Raw genomic sequence first — 21,839 nt, 5'->3', positions numbered from 1 at the left:
TAGGCTTCCTGCCCATGCGCGCTCCCTCGCTGTCATTACGGGCGCTCCTGTTCGCCCCTCTTCTCCTTCTCTCGGCCTGCACCACGCCGCTCGCCCACGGCCCCTCGAAGGGCCTGCGCTTACGCCATGTCGTCCTCTACCAGAATGGCCTCGGCTACTTCGAGCGCACCGGAGAGATGTCCTCGGACAAACTCGCGCTCCGGTTCCGTGAGCGGGAAGTCGACGACGTCCTGAAGAGCGTGGTCGTCGTCGAGGAGGGGCTCGGCCCGAACGAGACGCCCTCGACCGTCAGCGCGCATTTGCCGCGATCGGGCCGCGGCGCCTCGCCCGAGGAGGCGACCGAGCTCGAGCTCGTCTTCTCCCCGCGCCCGTCGCGCCCCGTCTCCATTGCGTACGCCGTCCCCACGGCCGCCTGGAAAGCCACGTATCGCATCATTCTCCCGACGAAGGAGCAAAAGGACCGCCGCGCGCTCCTGCAAGCCTGGGCGCTCATCGACAACGTCGGCGACGAGGACTGGAACGACGTGCGCGTCACGCTCGCCACGGGCGCGCCGCTCTCGTACAGCTCCGATCTCCGCTCGCCCACGATGATCGAGCGTCCCGAGCTCAAGGGCATTTACGGCCCGCAGAGCGGCGCCGTGGGCCCCGTCCTCGCCGAGAACGTCGCCGCCCGCGACACGGACGCGGACGGCGTCCCCGATGGCGAGGACGTTTGTCCCAACGAGCGCGGCACCGTGCAGACCGATCCCGCGCACGCCGGCTGCCCCTCGCACGTGCGCATCACCGCCAGCGAAATCTACATCCTCCAGCAACTCCATTTCGACCGGAGCTCGGACACCTTGAAGCCCACGGCGCAGCCCCTCCTCGACGAGGTCGCCAAAGTGCTCCTGGAAAACCCGTGGATCACGCTCATCGAAATCGAGGGGCACACCTCGACCGACGAGCCGAACGCGACCGATCTCTCCACGCGCCGCGCCTCGGCCGTACGGGCCGCGCTCGTCAAGCGAGGCGTCCCCTCCGTCCGGCTCTCGTTACGCTCCTACGCCGCGGACCGGCCCCTCGACGCCAATACGACGGAGCCGGGGCGCGCGAAAAACCGGCGCGTCGCGTTCAACATCACCCAGCACGTCCGGCGCGAAGAGAACAACGCTCCCACGAGGACGACCTCGCCCATCACGACGGAGGCGCTCGCGCGGGTGCCCGAGGGCGCGGGTCGCATCGACGCTTCGAGCGGGAGTTATCGGTACGAGATCGCGAATCCCGTCACCCTCGCGAAAAAGTCGTCGGCGCTGATCACGCTCATCAATCGTCCGATGAACGGCGACGACGTCCTCCTCTATCGCCCCGACCCCGCGGCGCCGCAAAGCTCGACGCATCCTTTCCGCGCGGCCGAGATCGAAAACAAGAGCGACATCGGCCTGCAACCCGGCTCGGTCTCGATTTTTTCGGGCGGCACGTTCGTCGGCGAGGGCGTGATCACGCGCCTGCTCCCGGGCGAACGCTCAACCATTCCCTACGCCATCGACGATTCGACGCGCGTCTCGCAAGCCCGGATCTCGCTCGACGAGCCCGTGCGCATCGTGGCCCTCGCGCGCGGCGTCCTGCGTGTCACGGACCGGCAGCGGCTCGTGACCACCTACGACGTCGAACCCGGCCACAACGTGCCGAACACGCTCGTGCTCCGGCACCCGAGGACATTCGGCTACGAGCCGGTCGTCCTGCCCGAGGGCACCGAAAAGACACCCGACGCTTACCTCATCCGCGTCGCGCTCACGCCGCACAAGCCTACGAAAATCGCCATCGAGGAGGCGCGCCCCGTCGAGCGGCAATGGCTCGTCCTCACGGCCGACGGCGAGCGGCTCGCGCTCTACCTGAAAGGCTCGGCGCTCCCCGAGGGCACGCAGAAACGAATGGCCCGCATCGTCGAGCTCCGCCGCGCCCTCGGCGCCGCGAGCGACGAGCTCGGTCGATTGCGCGAAAAGCGGCAGGAGGCGACCGATCGCGCCGTGGAGCTCCGCGAGAACGTGAAGGCGATCGAAAAGACACCCCAGGCCGACAAGCTCCGCAAGATGCTGCTCGAGCGGCTCGAAAGCGTGACGAAGACCGGCGACGAGCTCGCCGTGAAGATCACCCAGCGCAGCGACGACGCGGCCATCGCCCGCGCCGAGCTCGACGACGCCGTGCGCGACCTCGTCATCGAGGAGGACGCGAAGGCGGCCGGCGGAAACCCCTGATCAGAGCATCGCCACGGGATCGACGTCCACCACGACCCGGACGCGCCGATCGAGCTCCGGGATCGCCGCCGCCGCCACCGCGGTCGCGGCCCGGAGCGCGCGGCGATCCTTGGAGCGCAAAAGAACACGGAATCGATACCGGCCTCGCAGGCGCGCGAGCGGCGCCGCCGCGGGGCCGAGGACCTCGACCACGCGCGATTGTCCTTCCGGTGAGGTCTTCGCGTGCGCCGCGATCACGCCCGCCGCGCGCCGCGCCGCCTCCTCGTCGAGCGCGTCGACCCGGAAGAGCGACAAACGCGAGAAGGGCGGATACCCGACCTCCGCCCGATCGGCGAGCTCGTGCTCCAGGAACGCGTTCACGTCGTGCCGCTTCGCGAATTGCACCGCAGGCTGCTCGGGGTTTCGCGTCTGGATGATCACCCGGCCTGGACGATCCCGCCTCCCCGCGCGCCCCGCGACCTGCACGAGGAGCTGAAACCCTCGCTCCGATGCCCGAAAATCCGGGAGCGAGAGCGCCGCGTCCGCATTGAGCACGCCGACGAGCGTCACGTTGCCGAGGTCGTGCCCCTTCGTGACCATTTGCGTGCCCACGAGCACGTCGATCTCGCCGGCCCGCATTTTCGCGAGGATCGCCTCCGCCTTTGCGCCGTCGGCCACGTCCCGGTCGAGCCGCGCGACGCGCGCCGTGGGGAACGCCTCCGCGATCGTCTCCTCCAGCCGCTCGGTCCCGAGCCCTTCGAGCGCGAGCGAGGGCGCCCTGCATTCCGAGCACGCCGCGGGCATCGGCCCTTCCCAGTCGCAATAATGGCACCGCATGCGCCCGCCCCGCGCCCGGTGGAACGTGAGCGCCACCGAGCAAGCGAGGCACGTCGCCACGTGCCCGCACGATTCGCACACGACGCTCGGCGCGAACCCGCGGCGATTGAGGAACAGGATCACCTGCTCCCCCGCCGCGAGCGTCTTTTCGATGGCGCGGTGGAGCGGCAACGAAATGAGCTTGTTCCCCGTCGCCCCCGGCCCGATCCGCCGCAGATCGACGGTCGTCACCTCGGGCAACGTCGCCTCCCGGTGCGCGCGATCGGGCAGGCGCAATTCGGCGAGCTTGCCCTGGCGCACGAGGTGAACCGATTCGAGCGAGGGCGTCGCCGATCCGAGCACGGCGACGGCCGCGGCGCGGTGCGCCCGCAGCAAGGCCATGTCGCGGGCGTGATACCGCACGCCCTCCTCCTGCTTGAACGAGCCGTCGTGCTCCTCGTCCACGAGGATGAGCCCGAGGTTCGCGACGGGCGCGAAGATCGCGGAGCGCGCCCCGATCGCCACGCGCACCGCCCCCGTCCGCACGCGTTTCCACATCGCGTGCCGGTCCGCCTCCGACAAACCGCTGTGCAAGACGGCGAGATCATCGCCGAACCGCGCCCGGAACCGCGCCACGAGCTGCGGGGTGAGCGCGATTTCGGGCACCATCACGATCGCGCCCCGCCCCCGCGCGAGGCAGCCCGCGATCGCCCGCAGATAGACCTCGGTTTTCCCGGACCCCGTGACGCCGAAAAGCAAAAACGCCGACGACTTCGCTTCCTCGAGGGCCGCCTCGATGCGCGCCTCGGCTGCGCTTTGCGCCTCGTTCAGCTCCGGCGGCTCGTCGCGTGGCTCGGGCCTCACGAAAAACGCATCCCGCGGCGGCTCCCGCTCCTCGGTCACCACGAGCCCGAGCGAGGCGAGCTTCTTCACCGCAGCCCGCGCATTGCCGAATTTCTCTTCGAGCCGCGCGATCGGCATCTCCCCGTTCGACCGCAACAGCGCCAGCACCGACGCGGCCTGCCCGCGCAACCCCCCCGGCTCCTCCACCACATCCGTCGGCCGCGCATACGCAATCTTGCGCCCGCCCACCTGCTTCACGCGCGAGAGCGTGCCCGGCAGCTCGCCCTGCGCTTCGAGCGCGCGCACGTCCTCGCGCTCGACGGCCGGCAGCGCGAGCCGGAGCACCTCGCCGATCGGCGCGAAATAATACGACGAGAGCTCGCGCAAAAACGAGAGCAGCTCCGGCGGCAGGACCGGCTCGGGATCGACGACCGCCGTGATGGGCTTGAGCCGCACGCCCTCGGGCGCCGCGCCCTCGGACGTCGCGAGGACCACGCCGAGGACCTTCTTTCGACCGAACTCGACGAGCACCCGCGCGCCCGGACGAACCGAGGCGGCGAGCGCAGGCGGGACCTCGTAGGAGAAGGCCCGAGCGAGCGGGACGGGGACGGCGACCTCGCAGAGGAGGGGCATGGATGCCGGAGAGGTATCAGGTTTTCGGGGGTCGTGCACCCAGGAGGACGAGCGGGCCCGTCCACGCGCGGATCGTGATAACCTCGGGACATGACGCAGGAGAAGCCCAGCCTCTTCGATTATCTCAACGATCCGAGGGAGCTACACCTGCTCAAATTCGCGCTGAACGGCACGCTCACGGACAGAATGCGCCTCGCGTATGCAGCGCGGCTCGAAGAGATCGATCCGGAGCGCGCCGAGTGGTTGCGGCTCGAAGTCGCGCTCCATGAAAGCGCCGCGGAGGATCCGGCCATCCGCGCGCGGTTCGCCGAGCTGTCGGGCAAGGTGACGCCCGACTGGCGGAATCTCCTTTGCCGGGACATGATTTTGAACTGCGGCGACGCCCGCGCCGAACGACCGCGCGTCCGGTTCAGCTTCGTATGCCCTGCGCGCTGGGAAACGCTCGAACCGACGGAGGACGCGTCGGTACGCTTCTGTGGCCAATGCCAGGAGCGCGTCTATTCCTGCGATAGCAGCCGGGTCGCGGCGGTGCACGCCCGCGCCGGCCATTGCATCGCCGTCCCGCGCGAGCTCAGCGACAAAGACGTCCACTTGGGCACGCGCGGTGTGCTCGGCCGGCCCGATCCCCTCGGCGACTGGGCCCGCGACCTGTTCCCCGACGACGAGTGATCCGCGTCAGCCGCCCGCCGTGAGCTGGAGCATCACGAGCCCCGCCACCATCGCCGCCGCGAGCAGCAGAATCGCCCCGGCATACCCGCCCTCCGACGCCTCGCGCGGCGCGACCTTCACCGGCGCGCTGCTCTGCCCCTGCGCTTTCAGCGCCTTGCGCCGCTTCTTCGCGAGCCGCTTCTCCCGCTCCGCCGGATCGAGCGACCGCGTTTGCCGCACGCCGCTCGGCGGGGCCTCCACGACCGATTCCTTTCGCGGCACCACGCGCTGCGTGGGCGGCGTCGGCGTGTGGTTCGCGTTTTTCTCGACCGCATTGCCGTTCGCCGGCCGCGCGCGCTTGCCGATCGGCGTGATCACCGCGACCGGGCCGCGCTCGATCGCCTCGATCGCGCGCTGCCGCCCCCGCCGCTCGGAGATCACTTCCTTGCCGAAATGCTGCGTGAGCCACGCGCCGAACTGGATCGAGCTCGCCAGCATCCGCGTCTTCGCGGCGTAGGCTTCGAGGTCGCGCAGCATCGCCGCGGCCGTCGGATATCGCTCGTCCGTCTCCGTCGCGAGCGCGCGCCGCACGATGCCGAAGAGCTCGTCCTCCTCAGGCAAACCCCGGCTTGGCAGCTCCGGGATCTCCGCCCGGCGCGAAGCTTGAAGCAATGTCTCCCCGGGCTGCGCCTTGTAAAGACGCCTCCCCGCGAGCAGCTCCCATAGAATGATGCCGACCGCGAAGACATCCGAGGTCGCGGTGAGCGCCTCGCCCCGCGCCTGCTCCGGGCTCATGTAGCCGGCTTTGCCCTGGAACGCCGTGTCCACGCCGCTCACCGTGCCCGCCTGCGCGATCCCGAAATCGCAGAGCTTGACCTCTCCCTCGAAGCTCACGAGCACGTTCGCCGGCGAAACATCGCGATGCACGATCCCGAGCGGCGCGCCGGCCTCGTCCTTCCATCGATGCGCGGAATCAAGGCCGCGCAGGACGTCGCCCACGAGCATCAGCGAATATGCGACCGGAAAGGGCACCTGCGCCGCGGCGGCGCGACGCAAGAGCTCGCGCAGATCGAACCCCTCCACGTACTCCATCGCGAGGTAGACGCTCTCGCCGTCACGCCCGATTTCGTGGACCTCGACGACGTTTTTGTGGCGGAGCAGGCTCGTGATCCGGGCCTCCTCGGCGAGCATCTCCGCCATGCGCGCGTCGTGCGCGAGCTCGGGCAGGACCTCCTTGATGACGCAGAGGCGATGCCCGCCGCGCTCGATCTTCTGGCGGGCGAGATACACGTTCGCCATGCCGCCGTAGCCGATCCGCTCGAAGAGCGTGTACGGGCCGAGCTTGCAGGGCAGCCGCCGGCTCGCGCGCTGCTTCCGGCGCGAGGACGGAACGGCGGAGGGCGGGGGCGTAGGGGTCGGTTGGGCAGCGAGCGCGGCGGTCACGACACGTCCCCCATGCCAGAGGGCCGGGGGACGGGCCAAGAAACCGCTGGACTAGAACAGGACTTCGCGCCGGGCCGACTGCGGCACGCCGCGGGTGTTCTTGTTGCTGCCGAAGACGATGAACGGCTCGTCGCGCGCCGGACCCGTCAAGCGCTCGTAAATGGCGTCGAGCGAGAGAATGAGGCTCGCGCTGAGCGTGGCGTCGGGGCCATACAAGGGATTGCGCCGCTTGCCGTTGAGGCCAATCTGCGTACTGGCGTTGCCGTAATCGATCGAAAAACCCCACTCCGCGGCGGGGAAATAGCTCACGCCAACGCCGAAGCTCGTCGTGTACCGCGTCGTCGTGGGGCTCTCGACGCGGGTCGGGTCGACGCACCCCGTCGAGATCGACACGCACTCGCTCACCTGGGGCTGGTTGAGGAACGAATACTGGAGACCGCCGCTCACGAAAATCCAGAGCGTGTGGTCGAAGAGCTTCTCATCGAAGAAGAGGAACGCGCCGGTGCGCAAGCTGTTCGTGTCGATCGAGCCACCCGTGAGCTGGTCCGACATCGACACGGTCCCCTGGAGCGTCTGCCGCGGCCGCTGGATGTCCGGGTTCGTCGGGACCGTCGCCCGCGTGAACTGGTGATCCCAGCGCACGCTCGCACCGACGAGGAAGTTCTTCAAGAACTCCGCGTCCTTGCCCCGCAGCGGGATCTGCCCGAAGAGCGACACGCGCGGCGAGGTCGTCACGTAGACCCCACGATCGTACGAGAGCTTCGACGTCGGCAAAAGGACGGTGCCGTTCGCCGCCATGCTGAGCCCCCATTCCTCGTTCGCGCTCTTCCAGAGCGGCTTCGAGAAAATGCCCTGAATAGGCAGGTCGCGGAAGAGCGGCTCGCGCTTCGTCGAGGTGAAATCGCTGTTCGTCAGCTCGACGTCGAAGCCGGGCGCCGTCTGCACGCGGAACGAATACCCGCGCGGCGTGCCGTCGGCGAGCTTCGGCTCGAGGACGAAGTAGTTCAGCACGAGGCCGAAGCCCATCGAGACCTGCTCGCCCTCGCTGCCGATGTTGTCGCGACCGAGCCCGAGCGCCGTCGTCGTCGCGTTCGTACCAAAGTTGAAGTTCGTGCCGCGCCACCGCACGCGCGCCGGGGCCGTCTTGGGCGTCACGCCCGCATCCGCGCCGGGCCCGGGCGGCGTGAGCGTCGTCGCCTGACCCGGGGCCGGCGGCGGAGGCGGCGGCGGGTTGAGCGGGGTCGTGGTGTTGCCAGTGAGATAAGGCGGGAGCGCGACGGGCGGCGGCGGCTCGGGCGTCCCGGTCGGCTCCCCCGGAGGCGGAGGCGGCGGCGGCGCGTCCGGGTTCGGGGAGGGAGGCGGCGCGGGCGCGTCGGCCTGATCCGCGCCCGCGGCCGGTGCCGGCTGCGCCAGCGCCGAGGCCTGCCCGAAGAGCCCCACGCCGAGGGCAAAGACGATCCCGAGACGATGCTTCATGCCGTGCTTCTCCACGATCTACCGAGCGCCCTCGCCGCCGGTGCCGACGCCCCGAGGGACTCGGTTGCGTCTCACACCTGGCCCCCGGCGTCAATGACAGGGGGAGGAGGACCGACAGAACCAAGGCAGGAACCGTACCTAGCTCGAAGGAGCCGCGATCCACGTGTTTTGCCGCGAAAACGGCGCCGGGGTCGGGAGCGGGGGCGGGGGATCGTTACGGTCTTGACGAGGGGGGCCGTCGCGATGCTGACGAGCCAGGGGAGGGCGGGCGGGGGGCGAGAAGGACGGGCGGAGGCGCGGCGTGGGCAGGCTCGCCGGACGTCAGCAGGGGCAGAGGAAGTAGGGGACCGAGACGCTGCGGACCGCGAAGCCGCTCGGGCCCTTGCGAAGGACCGATTGGTAGCCGAGCAACGAGGGCGATCCGTCGCGATCGAGGTGGACGAGGGTGCTCGGGAGGAAGTCGTCCGCGCCCTCGTATAGCTTCACGAATCGGGCGTCCTTGGTGGACCCGCCTTCGAGCTTCCAGAGCGCCGTGAGTTTCCCGCGGAACTCGCTGCAAACCTCGCCGGCGTCGGCGTCGAGCCACACGTACGTCGCGCCCTCGCCCGAAAACACCCTTACGGTGGGGGTCGCGCCGTTGTGCTGCTCCCAGGGGACGTCGGGCGTCTGGATGCCCGAGCCCTGGTACGCCTCGTCGATCTCGGCATACCCCGCGAGGTTTCGCATCTCGGCCGCGGCGCGCGTCGCGAGCGCGGTCGGCGCGTCCTTCACCGTGAACGGGCGCGCCAGGGGGAGATCCCGATCCCGGGCGAACATCGCGTCCTTGCAATCGCCCTGCACGTCGCCGAGCTCCGCGACGAGCGAACGGCCGCCCTCGGCCATGCTCCACGCCTCCTCGGCGATCTGCTCGGCATTCGCGGGCGGGATCGGCGTCCCGTCGTAATCCTCGCCCTTCCATTGCTGACGCACGTTGTACTCCGGCTCCACCCGGCTGATCAGGCTGATCGGGCCGAGCTTGCCCTCGCACACGGCGCCCGGAGGGCCATAGAGGCGGACCGGTGTCCCCATGCGCCGGACGAGCGACGCCGGGAGCGTGGTGGGCACGATTTCGCGGCGCGTGACGACGGGGGATTCGTCGGAGACGAGGGTCGGCGCGCCCTGAGCCCAGCGATCGACGTCCGGGCTGGCGTCGAGGACGACATACGTCTTCCCGTGCTCGACGAGAACGTGTGCAAAGAGGCTGGGATCGATGTCGCCCGGCATTCCGGGCGCTTTTTCGGTACCAGGCGCCGAGGGCGCGGGCGCGGGCGAGACGACGGCGGAGGGCTCGACGCTGGGGATTTTGACGAGGGCCTCGCGCTTCGAGCAACCGACGGCGGACACGACGATCAGAAGAGCAGCGAGAGCGGAACCGAGACGCATGACGAAGCCTCCGCGCACGGTACTATCAGGATCCGTGCCGGGCTTCGTTTTCGGCGAAATTGCGGTGCTCGCGGGATCCCGTCCCCGGGGGCCGTGTCTACCCGTCCACCGGCCGTAGCGACGGCCCCACGGAGGCCCGACCGCTCACGATCCGCTCAAGCCGCCGCGGTCTCCGGCTTGGACTCGGCTTTTTTCGAGGCGGCGCCAGGCGCCCCGGCGGCGGCCTTGGGCTTGGCGTTCCACACGCGCGTGGCGAGAAGGAAGCCCACGACGGCGACCGGGAGCATGGCGATCGGCCATGGCTTCCAGTTCGCCGGATCCTTCGCGGCGTCGCCCGAAGGCAGGATGCGGGCATAAAGGAGCGACTGGAAGCCCGTGCCGAGATACACGAATCCGTCGATGATGCCCGTCGCCACGCCCGCGTTCTTCTTGCCGCCGAAGTCCATGCTCGCGGTGCCGGAGAGCATGCCGTGCACGCCGATCACGCAGAGCGACATGAAAACCACGGCCCAGCCCGTGATGGGGCTGCCGAGCACGACGAGCGTGACGGCCGTGCCCCCGAGCAGGCCCGCATAAAGGACCGACGCGACCGGGCCGCGCCGCGAGTCGAAGACGTGGTCGGAGATGAGGCCCGCGAAGATGCCGCCGAGGATCCCGGCCACGCAGAGCAAGACGCCCCAGTTCTCCGAGACGAACCCGTCCTTGAATCCCGTCTTGTCGGCGAAGACGAGGTACCATTTCATGACGGCGTTGCGGAGGAAGCCGCTGCAAAACTCGATCGCGATGATGATCCAGATGACCTTCTGGGAAAACATCTTCCGCGCGACCTCGGCGAGCCCGACCTGCTCGCCCGTGTCGCCGCTCGACGCGTCGGCCGTATCGAAATCGGCAAAACCTGCTTGTCCGGGCGTATCGCGGATCATGAAGGCGTCGAGGATCAAGAATCCGACGAGCAGGCCCGCCGGGATCATGAACGCCGCGGTCATGCCCATGCCCTTCGCGATGAAGCGGCTCCAGTCGTAGGCGAAGTAGAGGCCGAGCGAGATCAGGATGCCGAAGACGCCGCCGAGCACGCCGCGCTCGCGGACGTGGAACCAGGGCGCATTGACCTTGACGATCGAGACAGCGCCGAAGCTCTGGAAATACATGTTCGCCGCGAAGAGCACGGTCATCGCGGTGACGACGGACCCATGCTCCATCTGGCCCGCCTGCGCCCGCATCGTGACCACGCCGAGCAGCGCGTTCATGAGCGCTGAGCCGCCAGCCGCGATGAGGATCGTCGCGCGGCCGCCCCATCGATCCGTGAGCGGGCCGTTGAGAAGGAAGGCCACGCCGTAAAGGATGGAGCCTACGCCGTCGATGTCGCCGTACTCCTGCTTCGTCAGGAGCCCGATCTTCTCCAGGAGCGACGCGTTCGCCGAGAGATTGTAGCGACCGAAGTAGAGCAGCGCGTACGTGAGCCCGAGGGGGAACCAGTTCAAGAAACGCCTTCGTTTGAAGGCCTCGGAGTGGCCGACGTCGATCTTCGGCAAGCGGCTGACGACCACGGCGATCGCCGCGAGCAAGAGCACGATCGGCAGGAGGTTCTTGAGCCAGTCGGGCATGACGCACGCATCCTACCCGAGCCTTCCCCAAGACCGCACGCGTAAAGCCACGTTGCGGCTCCGCGAAACGCCTGCAACTCTGCGCCGTCCCCGACACCACGAAACGACGCGAGGCGAGGAGCGGCGCATGATGCCCGAGGAGAGGATCGAGGAGGTGGAGCTCGCGACAGACCCGAGCGTCGTGCGCAGGGACAGGCTCCTCGGCGCGATCTTCGCGGATGATCCGGAGAGCTGCCTCATCCAGCACGGCCCCGTCGTGTCCCACGTGGTGACGACGAGCGCGCCGCCGCAGATCCTCCTCCTGCCCACGCGGGATCGTGACGCGATGGACCGGCTGCCGAAGCTGCTCGCGCAGATCGTGGCCTCCACGCAACAAGCGCCGGTGCCGATGCACGTCGCCGCGGTCGGCGGGGGTCCCGAGATCGTGAACGCGCTGCGTCGCGCGTCATCGAGCGAGGCGGCGGCGACGAAGCTCGGCTTTCACCACGTGGACGACGCGAGCCGGTACGCGCACGTGGCCGGACCCAAGCTCGCGCTGCTCGAACGCGCGAGCGAACAGATCCGCGCGACCGAGCCGCCGACGCCCGAGCGGCTCGAAGAGGCGCTCGTGAAGGGGCGGATCCTGGCGCAACGCGATCGGCGCGCGGTCTCGCGGCTGCGCGCCGGAACCCCCGTGACGGTCGGGATCATCGCGGTCTGCGCGGTGCTCGGCATGCTCACGTTGCTCTGGCGGCAGAGCATGGGGACGACGCAAGCGCTCGTGGCGCTCGGCGCGACGAGCGGGCACGCGGTGAAGAGCGGCGACGTGTGGCGCATCTTCGCCTCGGCGTTCCTCCACGCGAGCCCGATGCATTTCTTGATGAACATGGTCGCGCTCTGGAGCCTCGGTGTGATGCTCGAGCCGATCCTCGGTTCGCGGCGTTTCCTCGTGCTCTACGGCCTCTCCGGCCTCGGCGGCGCGCTCGCCACGACGCTGCTCGGCAGCGGGCAGTGGAGCGTCGGCGCGTCGGGCGCGATCTGGGGCCTCATGACGGCGGTGCTCGCGATCGTCCTCTTCCCGCGCGGCGTCTTGCCGCCGCTCTTCATCACGCGGCTCAAGCAAGGCGCGTGGCGGCCGCTCGTGCCGAACATCCTCATCAGCTTCTTCCCCGGCGTGGATTACCTCGCGCATTTCGGAGGCGGCATCGTGGGCTTTCTGGTCACGGCGCTGCTGCTCGGCCGCGGGCTCAAGCCCGTCGAGGAGCGCATCGACGAAGGCGACGTGGAGCCCCGCCCGCGCCCGTTGCTCTCGCTCGCCTCGATGATCGTGGGCGCGGCGATGCTCGCCTCGATCGGCGCGGGCGTGGCGCTCGGCGGACCGTGGGCGATGAACAAGCCGCCCGCGATGACCCGCACGACGCTGCCGGGCCTGGGTTTGTCCGTGGAGATGCCCGCGCCGCTCGCGAAGATGGCCGGGAAGGAAGACCGCGACGGCCTTCAGGTGCTCACGTTCGGCGACATCGACGCGTCTCCCGTGCTCGTTGAAATCATCGCGGTGGACCTGGAGCCGGCGCCGCTCGCCGAGCAGCTCGACGCGTTCGTCGAGGAGATGCGCGTCGCGGCGGACAAGACCGCGCCCGACAAGGCGGTGCGCCTCGACAAGGCGCGGATCGAGACCGTGGGCGCGCGGAAGGCCGTGCTCGTCGAGCACGAGATGCCGATCGGCGACGAGTCGTTCATGCTGCGCACGTACTTCGTCGTCGTGGGCTCACGCGAGCTCATCGTGCGCGGGTACGCGCGCAAAGGCCGGCGGCCCGAGGGGTGGAAGGCGATCGAGGAGAAGGTCGTGGCGTCGTTCGAGGAGCGCTGAGGGGCTTCAGGGTCCCACGAATTTCGGATCCTCGATCGCCTCGGCGCTGCACTCGCTCGGCGCCGTCACCGGGTTGCATCGCGACGGCGCGCCGTCTGGGATCTCGACCCAGTACTCGGCCGCCGGGACCTTCGCGGGGAAGTCCGTCGAGATGAACTGCGCGCCGCTCGCGATCGCGGCTTCTCGCTCGACCGTGCTGCCCGTCTCGATCACCGCGCCTGGGTCCCCGTCGGCGCGCGTGCGCACGAGCATGTTCGCGGCGAGCGCCTCGGCGATGGCGGACGCCTCGCCGAGGGGGTTGTTGAGGATCGCGATCGCCGCCCACGGATCCGCGGGGGAGGCGTTCGCGAAGAGGATCCGGCCCGCGAGGCTCGTATGGTTTTTCGTGTACGCTCGCCGCGCATCACCTGCGTCGTCCAGCGTGAAGAGCACGTGCCCGCGGACCTCTCCGAGCGTCGGCCAGCCCTTGGAGAGGACCGCTTCCCGCAGCGTGGCCGCGTCGCCCTGGACCTCGTCCGGCACGAGGATCCGATCGTCCGGCCAAACGCGGAGGATCTCCTCGTGCAAGGCGGCGAAATACGTCTCCGCCCCGGCCTCGTCGGCCGGCACGGCGTCCTTGATCTCGAATTGCACGACGATCGGGTGGTGCGCCCGATGCGCGTCGGACCAGTCTTTCAAGACCCGCAGGCAATCCGTGAGCTTCCTGCACGTCGTCTGCTCGTCGAGGACCGGCAGGTGATACACCTCGAACGCTTCGAGATCGAAGTTGTACCGCAGATCCAGCTCGACGTGCCGTACGCCCTGCGCGCCGAGCTGCACGTCGAGCGGCGCGTGCGTGTAGCGCCACTCGCCGACGGTGTTGCCTTCGGTCTCGATGTGGTAGCTGTTGTGCGTCGATTTCGTCTGCAGGTGATGCAGCCTGAGCACGTCGTCGAGCGGATAATCGAACTTCGGCGGCGGATCCGGGGGTTTGACCTCCGCGGGATCCCCCCCGCCGCCGCACCCGACGAGCGCGGCGGCGAGGACGAGGCCCAGCGCCGCCCGAAAGCGGAGAGACATCGGAGACACCTTTTGGCTCAAGGTCCGTAGGCGAAATAGGTAGCGCTCGCGGCCCAGTTCCCGCCCGACGCGACCGTGTTGATCACCCACTGGAACGAATGCGACCCGGGTTTTCCGAGCTCGGGTGTCTCCCACACCTTCGGCGCCGTCATGCTCCCCGGGCACCAGTTCGCCCGCGGGGCCTTCACGCTCGAAATGGCGCCGCAGGGGTTTTCAAGGCAATACGTAAAACTGTTTCCGCTCGGCCAGGTGTGCGTTGTCTCCGTACAGAGCTCCTTGCAGTCCGTCCGCCAGGGCTTCCACGTGTCGATCACCGCGCCGTCGATCGAGACCGTATGCGTGCGATTGCAGAACTCCTCGGCGGGCCCGATGCAACCCGACCCGGCGCTGCCGCCTCCGTGCCCGCTCGTGCGGAACTCCATCTTGCCCGCCACTGCGCCCTCGGGCGCCTCGAAATTGAGCGCGCCCGGCCCCTCCACCGTCGTCTGCGAGCCGTAATAGAGCGATTTGACCGCGAGCACGTTCCGCGGCGGCGCGCCCGGCACCATTTCGAGCTTCGCCGTCACGTTCCAGCCGCCGTTCGACCCCGAGACCATGCCCGCGCCGTCCGAATAGGTCGTGATGTGCGCGCGCATCCGGTGCGCGCCCGGCAGGCCGTTCGCCACGTCCGTGACGTCGATTTCGAGGTGCAGCGGCCCGCCGAACGGCGTGATCGCGTGCATCAGCTCGAGCCCCGGCGGCTCCGTCGCCGGATCCATCGGATCATCGAGCGAGATGTCGAAATTGCGATCGAACGCGTCGCAATCGGCCGGCCAGTTCTGCCCGGCGGGCGGCGGGTTGTCGACCCACTTGTCGAACGGATAACAGGTGCTCGCGAGGTCGACGACGAGCTTCGCGCTCGCGAACGGGCCGTCCTTGAAATCGATGTCCGTGAACACCGTCTGGAAATTCGGCTGGTTTCCGTCGCTCGTGATGCGCGTGTCGTCGAATGCGGCGATCGTGTACGGATCCGCGTAGGAGGGGCCTCCGCCGCCGCCCTGGCCGCCGCCGCCGCCGCTGCCGCCCGAGCCGCCGCTCGCGCCTTGCCCGCCAGCGCCGCCCTGGCTGCCCGAGCCATCCCCGCACCCCACAAGCAAAAGCGCGCCAAGCAAAGCAGCCCAGCCCACGCGCACGGACGGCACGTTCCTCATCAAACACCTCCACGGGCGAGCGTACCGCAAGGTCGAACCCGGCCGCCAGACACAATCCCCCCTCCCCCATCTGCGCTGCCGGCGCTAAAGAGCCGGGCCGATGAAAATCATCAAGGTCCAGGACGACAGACAACGCCGTCATATTTTCACAGCACCGCCGAGGCGCGTCGTCTCGCTCGTCCCGAGCGATACCTACTCGGTCATCCGGCTCGGCGCCAAAGACCGCCTGGTCGGGAGAACCCGCTTTTGCATCGCGCCCGAGGGCGAAGTCGAGACGATCGAGGACGTCGGCGGCACGAAAGACGTCGACGTCGACAAGCTCCTCGCGCTCGAACCCGACCTCGTGATCGCGAACCAGGAAGAGAACACCCGCTCGCAGATCGAGCGCCTCGATGCGGCCGGCGTCGCCGTCTTCGTCTCGTTCCCGAGGCGCGTCGCCGACGGAATCGCGCACCTCGCTCGCCTCGCCCTCGCGCTCGGCCTCGAACGCGACGACACGGCCCGCGCGCTCCTCGCATCGGCCTACCACGCGCACCGCGAAGCCGAGAAGCACCGCGGCGAGCGCGTCCCCGTCCGCGCGTTCGTCCCCATCTGGATGGATCCGCTCATGACCGTGCACGAGGAGACGTTCATCTCCGACATGATGGATCTCGTTGGTGCGCAAAATATCTTCTCGGACCGGCGGCGCCGCTACCCGCTCGCGGCGGATCTCGGCAAAGCCGCGCCGCTCCCGCCCGAACGCGTGGGCAGCCGGGACACGCGATATCCACGGGTCACGCTGGACGAGGTCGTCGCGCGGCAGCCCGAGGTGGTCCTCTTGCCCGACGAGCCGCATGCGTTCACGGAGGCCGACGCCGACGTCTTCCGCAAGCTCGACATCCCCGCCGCGAAGACGGGCCGCGTGCTCCTCTGCAACGGCAAGGACCTCATGTGGTACGGCGCGCGCAGCGTCGAGGGCTTCGATCGGCTCAGGCGTCTGGTGAACAGCGACGAATTGGAGTAGGAAGCGCCCCATGACTTGGAATCGGGAAACCGTCCACGAAGAGCTGCTCAAGGTGTTCCGTCAGCACAAGCAGACCGAGGTCGAGGTGAGCGAGACGAGCCACATCGTCGCCGACCTCGGCATCGATTCGCTTGGCGTCATGGAGGTGCTCGCGGACCTCGAAGACACCTTCAAGCTCACGATCCCCGACGAGGCGCTTCGCGAGATCAACACGATCGGCGACGTCGCGACCGCGGTCCTCACGCGCCTCGAGGGCGACGGAAGGCTCCAAGGATGAGCGCGCCTCCGCCCCGCACCGTCGCGCAGGCCATCGAGGACGCGGCGGCGAGCGGCAGCAGCACGGGGTACCGTTTCCTCGAAGAGTCGCCCGACGTCGCGCCCTTCCACTCGTACGTCGACGTGGAACGGATGAGCGCTCGTTTCGGCGGCGCGATGCAGGCGATGGGCCTGCGCAAAGGCGATCGCATCGCGCTGATCCTCCCCGACAACGCTGATTTCGTGTTCGCGTTCCTCGGCGCCGTGCGGGCGGGCATCATCCCGGTGCCGATCTACCCGCCCACGGGCCTCGGCAAGCTCTCGGGTTACCTCGAAAACACGCTGCACATCGTGGCGAAGAGCGGCGCGCGTGTGCTGCTCACGAGCAGCGAGATCAAGAAGATCCTCGGCACGATCCAGGCCCAGGCACCCGGGCTCGAAAAGGTCGTGGCGGTCGAGGGCGTGCGCACGGCGAGCGACAAACTACGGCCCGAGAAGATCGACCTCGACGACGTCTGCTTCCTGCAGTTCACGAGCGGTTCGACCGCGCGGCCGAAGGGCGTGACGCTCACGCACCGAAACCTCGCCGCGAACGTGCACGCGATCATGCCCGTGGGCCTGAGCATCAAAGACGGCGTCGATCACGGCGTTTCGTGGCTGCCGCTCTACCACGACATGGGGCTCATCGGCTTCGTGATCGCGCCGATCTACCACCGCAACCAGATCACCTTCCTGCCGCCGCTGCTCTTCCTGAAGCGCCCGGCGCGCTGGCTCGAGTCGATCTCGAAGTACAAGGGCTCGATCTCGTTCGGCCCCAATTTCGCCTACGCGCTCGCGGTGAAGCGCATCAAGGAGAGCGAGATGGAGGGGCTCGATTTGTCGAGCTGGCGCATCGCGGGGTGCGGCGCCGAGCCCATCCGCGCCGACAACCTCCGCGCCTTCGCGGAGAAGTTTTCCCGCATCGGCTTCGACGAGCGCGCGTTCGTGTGCTGCTACGGCATGGCCGAGTCGACGCTCGCGGTCTCGTTCAGCAAGATCTGGACAGGCGTGCGGGCCGACGTCGTCGACGGCGAGACGCTCTGGGCGAAGGGCCACGCCGAACCCGCGGCGGAAGGCTCGCCGCGCGCCTCGGGCATCGTCGAGTGCGGCGCGGCCTTCGAGGAGCACGAAATCAAGACGTTCGCGCCCGACGACACGGAGAGCGCGCGCCCCTTGCCCGAGCGCGAGGTCGGCGAGCTGCGCATCCGCGGGCCGAGCGTGATGCAAGGCTACTGGAACGATCCGGAGGTCACGAAGCGCTCGTTCGCGGGTGGTTTCTTGCGCACGGGCGACCTCGGGTACATCGCGGAGGGGAAGGTCTACATCTGCGGGCGCTCGAAGGAGGTCGTGATCGTCAACGGCCGCAACTACTACCCGCAGGACATCGAGTGGGAGGCGAGCCAGGTCGAGGGCGTGCGCAAGGGCAACGTCATTGCGTTCGGCACGATGAAGGGCCCCTCCGATCGCGAGCGCGTGGTCATCGCGTTCGAGACGGGCGAGAAGGACGAGGCCACGAAGAAGCGGCTCGAAGCCGACGTGCGCAAGGCCGTGCAGCAGACCGTGGGCCTGACCGTCGACGACGTCGTGCCGCTCGCGCCGGGCGTCTTGCCGAAGACGTCGAGCGGCAAGCTCCAGCGCGCGAGGACCCGCGAGCTGTACGAATCCGGAGAGCTCCTCGGAAGGACGAGCGCGCGCGAGGTGGACAAACTCGACCTCGTGAAAGAGATCGCGAAGAGCCAGATCGGATACTTCCGGCACCGGCTCTTCGGGAAGAGCGACGAATGAAGAAGACCTACAAGGGGAGCTGCCACTGCGGCGCGGTCCGCTTCGAGGCGGACATCGACCTCTCGGCGGGCACGGGTCGGTGCAATTGCACGTATTGCGCGAAGATCCGGTGGTGGGGCACGATGGCGAAGCCCGACGCGTTCCGGCTGCTCACGGACGAATCGTCGCTCGCCGATTATCAGTTCGGCTCGAAGAGCATGCACCACCGCTTCTGCAAGACGTGCGGCGTGGCGCCGTTCGGGCCCGGATCGATGGAGCAGCTCGGCGGCGCGTTCTACGCGATCAACGTGGCCTGCCTCGACGACGTCGACCCGGAGGAGCTCGCCGCGGCCCCGATCCAGTATTACGACGGGCGAAACAACAACTGGTGGAACCCGCCCGCCGTCACGAAATACCTTTAGAACCCCGCCTCCACCGAGAGCTGCGGAATCGTGATCGGCCCGAGCAGCCGCGGCTGACAGATCCCGCGGGCGCACGTCACGTCGAAGACCTCTTTGCTCAACGTCGCATTCTGCATGTCGAGCACGAGCGAGACGAACCCCGTCTCGCCGACCTTCCACCGCCGCGACACCCGCACATCGAGCCGATAAAAAGGCCGGACCCGCGGCGGATTCTCCATGACGGCCCCGCTGCCCGCCTCCTGCGCGGGAAACCCGCTGTAAAACACGTGCCGCACGCCCGCCTTCCAGCCCTTGCCGAGGTCGTACATCAAGGCCACGTGCGCGACGTGTGTCCGATCGACCGCCGAGGGCGTCGTGAGGCCACTCTTCGACGTGCGGGTCGACCGGGAAAGCGTGTACGAGGCGAGGAAGAGCAGATCCTTGCGTAATGCGCCGCGCGCGGAGAGCTCGAGCCCATACGCGTCGCCCGTGCTGCGCGAGAGGAAGCGGGCGGTGCCGAGGTTCGTGCCACGATCGGAGCCGATCGGGTCCGTCAGGTTGAACGTCACCTGACGGAAGAGCGACCCGCTGATTTCGACCGGAATGGGCGAGAGCTTGACCTCGGCGCCGAAGCTCGATTGCAAGGCCCGCTGGAGGCCACCCGTGATGGCCCCGATCTGCAGCGCCGGCAAGGGCGCGAAGCCGGGGAGCTGCGAGGCCACGCCAAACGAGAGGACGATCCGCACGCGCTCGGAAACCCCGAACCGGCCCGTGATCTTCGGGTCGATCGCGAGCGCCGTGTTCCCCATCGACGTGTAATGGTCGACGCGCAGGCCGGGCGTGATCGTCGCCCGATCCGAGAGGACCACGAGCGCGTCCGCCCACGCGCCGACGGCCGTGTCCCAGCGGCTCGGAAAAAGCGCGCGGAACGCCTCGTCGAGCTCGCCGAGCGGCCCCGAGGCGCATTCTTCGAGGGCGATGTCGCACGGCTCCTTGTGCACGATGTCGTACCGATCGACCATCAGATCGAGCCCGCCACGGAGGAGCGCCTTTCCCCCGCCGATCGGCTTCGAGCCGCGCAGGCGCGCCCCGATCTTCCAGTTGGTCGCGCTCTCCGCGCCGACCTGCCTCGACCGATCGAGGCCGAGCATCACCGCCGCGCGCAGCTTCGCCCCCGAATCGAATTCATGATCGTACCGGAAATCCAGCCGATGGAAATCCGCGTCGAGCAGGACGTCTTTCTCCCCGCTCGCGTCGCCCGTCGTCGTCGTCGCCAGATAATCCCACGCCCCGAACGCGAGCGCCGTGAGCCGGCCTCGCTCCCCGACGCGGCGGCTCACGCGGGCCTGGTAATCGCCGTACCCGAACTCGACGTTGTCGATCAGCGCGGCAAGAATATGCCCGCCAAACGCATAATGCCCGCCGACGAGGACCGTGGTCTTGTCGCCGATCGGCCCCTCGACCACGCCGCCCACGTCCACGAACCGGAATGCGCCCTCGCCCTTCCATTCATTCGGAAACGGCGCCGCCTCGGCCTCGACCGCCGCGCCCGCGAGACGGCCGATGTCGGCCGGATACGGGCCCATGTGCAGCGTCACGCGTGAGACGAGCGGCGCTGGAATCACGCTCGGCCCCGCGCCCACGTGAAAGAGCAGAGGCACGCGCACGCCGTCGTAGAAAAACCCGATGTTGCCGGGCGGCGCGCCGCGAATGTAATAATAGGGCAATCCGCTCGCCGTCGGCGTCACGCCCGGCTGCACCTCGATCGCGCGGTACGGATCGCCGAGCACGCCCGGCATCTCCCGGATGTCCCGGCGCTTGAGCGAGACCGACCCAGCCGGCGCCTTGTCGCCCTCGACGGTCACCTCGATCGGCTGCGGCGGAGGCGGCTCCGGGGGCGGCTCGGGCGAAGGCTCCGCAGGCGCGGGCTCCGCGGGCACGAGCGCGGGCGCTTCCGGCGGCGCAGGCTCCGCGGACGGGGGTGCTTCCGCGCGCGCAGGCGCGGCGGCGAGAGACGTGGCGAGCGCGAGGCCGAGCCCGGCGCGCCGGAGAGCTTCACCCATCAAACATCCGAAAGGCCGGCCGCCTCCATCACGTCGATCGCCGCGGCCAGCGTCTTGTCTCCGCGCATCACGTGGCGCAGCTCGTCGGGCCCCTGCTCCCGCAGATGCGTGCCCTTCGCCGCATGCCGACCGAGCACCTCCGTGAGCCCATGCAGCAGCGGATGGCGGTTCAGATCCGCCGCGAGGTCCCCCTCGTGCAGCGCGGGTTCGAGCAGCCGCGCGATCTGCTTCTCCGACCAGCCGAGGCTCTTCTGCGCGTCCACCACGACGACGCGGAGCTGCGCCCAGAAGAGCCGCTCGGCCCGCTCGGCCGCGGGCCCGAGCAGCGACTCGGCGCGCGTGCGGATCGCCGCGCTCTCGTCCTTCGAGGCGCGGCGCATCTCCTTGTAGACCTCGCTCACGAGGCCGAGCAGGTGCGGGTTCGGTCGATCCGCCGTGAGCATGTGCCGCTCGGCGCGCTCGAACGCTTCGAGCAACGCCGCCTCGGTCCGGTCCCAGCGCCGCTGCGCGATCTTGAGTCGCGCCGAGGAGCAGAGCGCCGTGACCATGTCGTGCTCGGCGAGCGCCTTCGTGTCGGCCGTCGCCTCGGGATCTTCGAAGACGGGCTCGAGCCACGTGCCGAGGCGCCCCACGAGCGCGTCCATCTCCTCCTTCGGATCCCCCGCGACCATGCACAGCGCGACGCGCAGAAACATGGCCTGCCGCGCCTCGGCGTCGCGATCCGTACGGTTCTCGCAGAGCAGGGGGATGGCGGCTTCGAGCTCGGCGGAGGCCTCCTCTTGCCGGCCGCGATCGAGCTCGGCGCGTGCGAGATCGAAGTGCAGCGACCCGAGCCGATCCTTCGGATACGTCGGCTGCCGCTCGGCGCTGGCGATGGCGAGGCGCTGGTAGCGCGCCGACATGCCGGCGTTGTTGTCGAGCGCGTAGGCGAGGGCGGCGATGCGCGCGGCCTCGACGTACCGCGGATGCTCTCGGCCGAGTTCGTGCGCGATCTCCATCGCCTTCTCGGAGGCAACGACGGCCTCCCCGAGGAGCTTGGCCTCCAGGTAGGAGCGGACCGCGGAGATGGCGCTGCTCAGCCGACTTTCGACGTCGCTCATGGCGGGGCGGATTGCATC

16 protein-coding genes are annotated in these 21,839 nt (G+C 69.0%); 7 read left to right on the top strand and 9 right to left on the bottom strand.

Annotated features, from left to right (window positions below; genetic code table 11):
- Nucleotides 1–14 precede the first annotated feature (14 nt).
- On the top strand, nt 15–2,234 hold the full coding sequence (locus QHF89_RS01525; protein ID WP_284719894.1) for an OmpA family protein: 2,220 nt from the start codon (nt 15–17) through the stop codon (nt 2,232–2,234).
- Here QHF89_RS01525 and priA read toward each other — a convergent pair whose 3' ends face one another.
- Entirely contained in the window at nt 2,235–4,505 is a 2,271-nt protein-coding gene (priA, locus tag QHF89_RS01520; protein ID WP_136965292.1) for a replication restart helicase PriA, read from the bottom strand.
- A 90-nt stretch (nt 4,506–4,595) separates the two neighbouring features.
- On the opposite strand from priA, the gene QHF89_RS01515 reads away from it, so the two are divergent.
- A complete protein-coding gene (locus QHF89_RS01515; protein WP_136965291.1) occupies nt 4,596–5,174 on the top strand; it encodes a hypothetical protein in 579 nt (192 codons plus the stop codon).
- Between the two features lie 6 nt (nt 5,175–5,180).
- Here QHF89_RS01515 and QHF89_RS01510 read toward each other — a convergent pair whose 3' ends face one another.
- The 4 genes from QHF89_RS01510 to QHF89_RS01495 all read right to left on the bottom strand — a co-directional run bounded on the left by QHF89_RS01510 (nt 5,181) and on the right by QHF89_RS01495 (nt 11,098).
- Nucleotides 5,181–6,596, bottom strand: a complete 1,416-nt coding sequence (locus QHF89_RS01510; RefSeq protein ID WP_136965290.1) for a serine/threonine-protein kinase — start codon at nt 6,594–6,596, stop codon at nt 5,181–5,183.
- Between the two features lie 51 nt (nt 6,597–6,647).
- Nucleotides 6,648–8,072 (bottom strand): hypothetical protein, encoded by a 1,425-nt coding sequence (locus QHF89_RS01505; protein ID WP_136965289.1) that lies wholly within the window; start codon nt 8,070–8,072, stop codon nt 6,648–6,650.
- A 321-nt stretch (nt 8,073–8,393) separates the two neighbouring features.
- Nucleotides 8,394–9,494 carry a hypothetical protein gene (locus QHF89_RS01500; protein ID WP_136965288.1) on the bottom strand — a complete coding sequence of 367 codons (1,101 nt, stop codon included), beginning with the start codon at nt 9,492–9,494 and terminating at the stop codon, nt 8,394–8,396.
- 155 nt (nt 9,495–9,649) lie between these two features.
- Nucleotides 9,650–11,098 carry an MFS transporter gene (locus QHF89_RS01495; protein WP_136965287.1) on the bottom strand — a complete coding sequence of 483 codons (1,449 nt, stop codon included), beginning with the start codon at nt 11,096–11,098 and terminating at the stop codon, nt 9,650–9,652.
- Nucleotides 11,099–11,225: 127 nt separating this feature from the next.
- On the opposite strand from QHF89_RS01495, the gene QHF89_RS01490 reads away from it, so the two are divergent.
- Nucleotides 11,226–12,947: a rhomboid family intramembrane serine protease gene (locus tag QHF89_RS01490; RefSeq protein WP_284719893.1), complete on the top strand. Its 1,722-nt coding sequence runs from the start codon at nt 11,226–11,228 to the stop codon at nt 12,945–12,947.
- Between the two features lie 6 nt (nt 12,948–12,953).
- On the opposite strand, the gene QHF89_RS01485 is transcribed toward QHF89_RS01490, so the two are convergent.
- Nucleotides 12,954–14,006, bottom strand: a complete 1,053-nt coding sequence (locus QHF89_RS01485; RefSeq protein ID WP_136965285.1) for a Ca2+-dependent phosphoinositide-specific phospholipase C — start codon at nt 14,004–14,006, stop codon at nt 12,954–12,956.
- A 17-nt stretch (nt 14,007–14,023) separates the two neighbouring features.
- Nucleotides 14,024–15,196, bottom strand: a complete 1,173-nt coding sequence (locus QHF89_RS01480; protein WP_136965284.1) for a peptide-N-glycosidase F-related protein — start codon at nt 15,194–15,196, stop codon at nt 14,024–14,026.
- A 100-nt stretch (nt 15,197–15,296) separates the two neighbouring features.
- Between QHF89_RS01480 and QHF89_RS01475 the strand changes: the two genes are divergently transcribed.
- Genes QHF89_RS01475 through QHF89_RS01460 form a run of 4 tightly spaced genes read left to right on the top strand, consistent with a single transcriptional unit; the run spans nt 15,297 to nt 18,679 of the window.
- Nucleotides 15,297–16,199 (top strand): ABC transporter substrate-binding protein, encoded by a 903-nt coding sequence (locus QHF89_RS01475; RefSeq protein ID WP_136965283.1) that lies wholly within the window; start codon nt 15,297–15,299, stop codon nt 16,197–16,199.
- Nucleotides 16,200–16,209: 10 nt separating this feature from the next.
- On the top strand, nt 16,210–16,476 hold the full coding sequence (locus QHF89_RS01470; protein ID WP_136965282.1) for an acyl carrier protein: 267 nt from the start codon (nt 16,210–16,212) through the stop codon (nt 16,474–16,476).
- Nucleotides 16,473–18,278, top strand: coding sequence for a fatty acyl-AMP ligase (locus QHF89_RS01465; protein ID WP_136965281.1), 1,806 nt, complete (start codon nt 16,473–16,475; stop codon nt 18,276–18,278). The genes QHF89_RS01470 and QHF89_RS01465 overlap by 4 nt, the downstream gene beginning before the upstream one ends.
- Nucleotides 18,275–18,679, top strand: coding sequence for a GFA family protein (locus QHF89_RS01460; protein ID WP_136965280.1), 405 nt, complete (start codon nt 18,275–18,277; stop codon nt 18,677–18,679). Before QHF89_RS01465 ends, QHF89_RS01460 begins: the two co-directional genes overlap by 4 nt.
- Here the strand turns inward: QHF89_RS01460 and QHF89_RS01455 are convergent.
- The gene (locus QHF89_RS01455; RefSeq protein ID WP_284719892.1) at nt 18,676–20,721 is read right to left on the bottom strand and encodes a TonB-dependent receptor plug domain-containing protein; all 2,046 of its coding nucleotides are present in this window, start codon (nt 20,719–20,721) and stop codon (nt 18,676–18,678) included. The two genes, QHF89_RS01460 and QHF89_RS01455, sit on opposite strands and share 4 nt — an antisense overlap.
- Nucleotides 20,721–21,821: a hypothetical protein gene (locus QHF89_RS01450; protein ID WP_284719891.1), complete on the bottom strand. Its 1,101-nt coding sequence runs from the start codon at nt 21,819–21,821 to the stop codon at nt 20,721–20,723. The genes QHF89_RS01455 and QHF89_RS01450 overlap by 1 nt, the downstream gene beginning before the upstream one ends.
- Between the last annotated feature and the right edge of the window lie 18 nt (nt 21,822–21,839).

This window comes from Polyangium sorediatum, from assembly GCF_029946465.1.
Taxonomy (GTDB): domain Bacteria; phylum Myxococcota_A; class Polyangia; order Polyangiales; family Polyangiaceae; genus Polyangium; species Polyangium fumosum.
The sequence above is the reverse complement of the archived record's forward strand: the minus strand, read 5'-3'. Positions and strand labels throughout refer to the sequence as shown.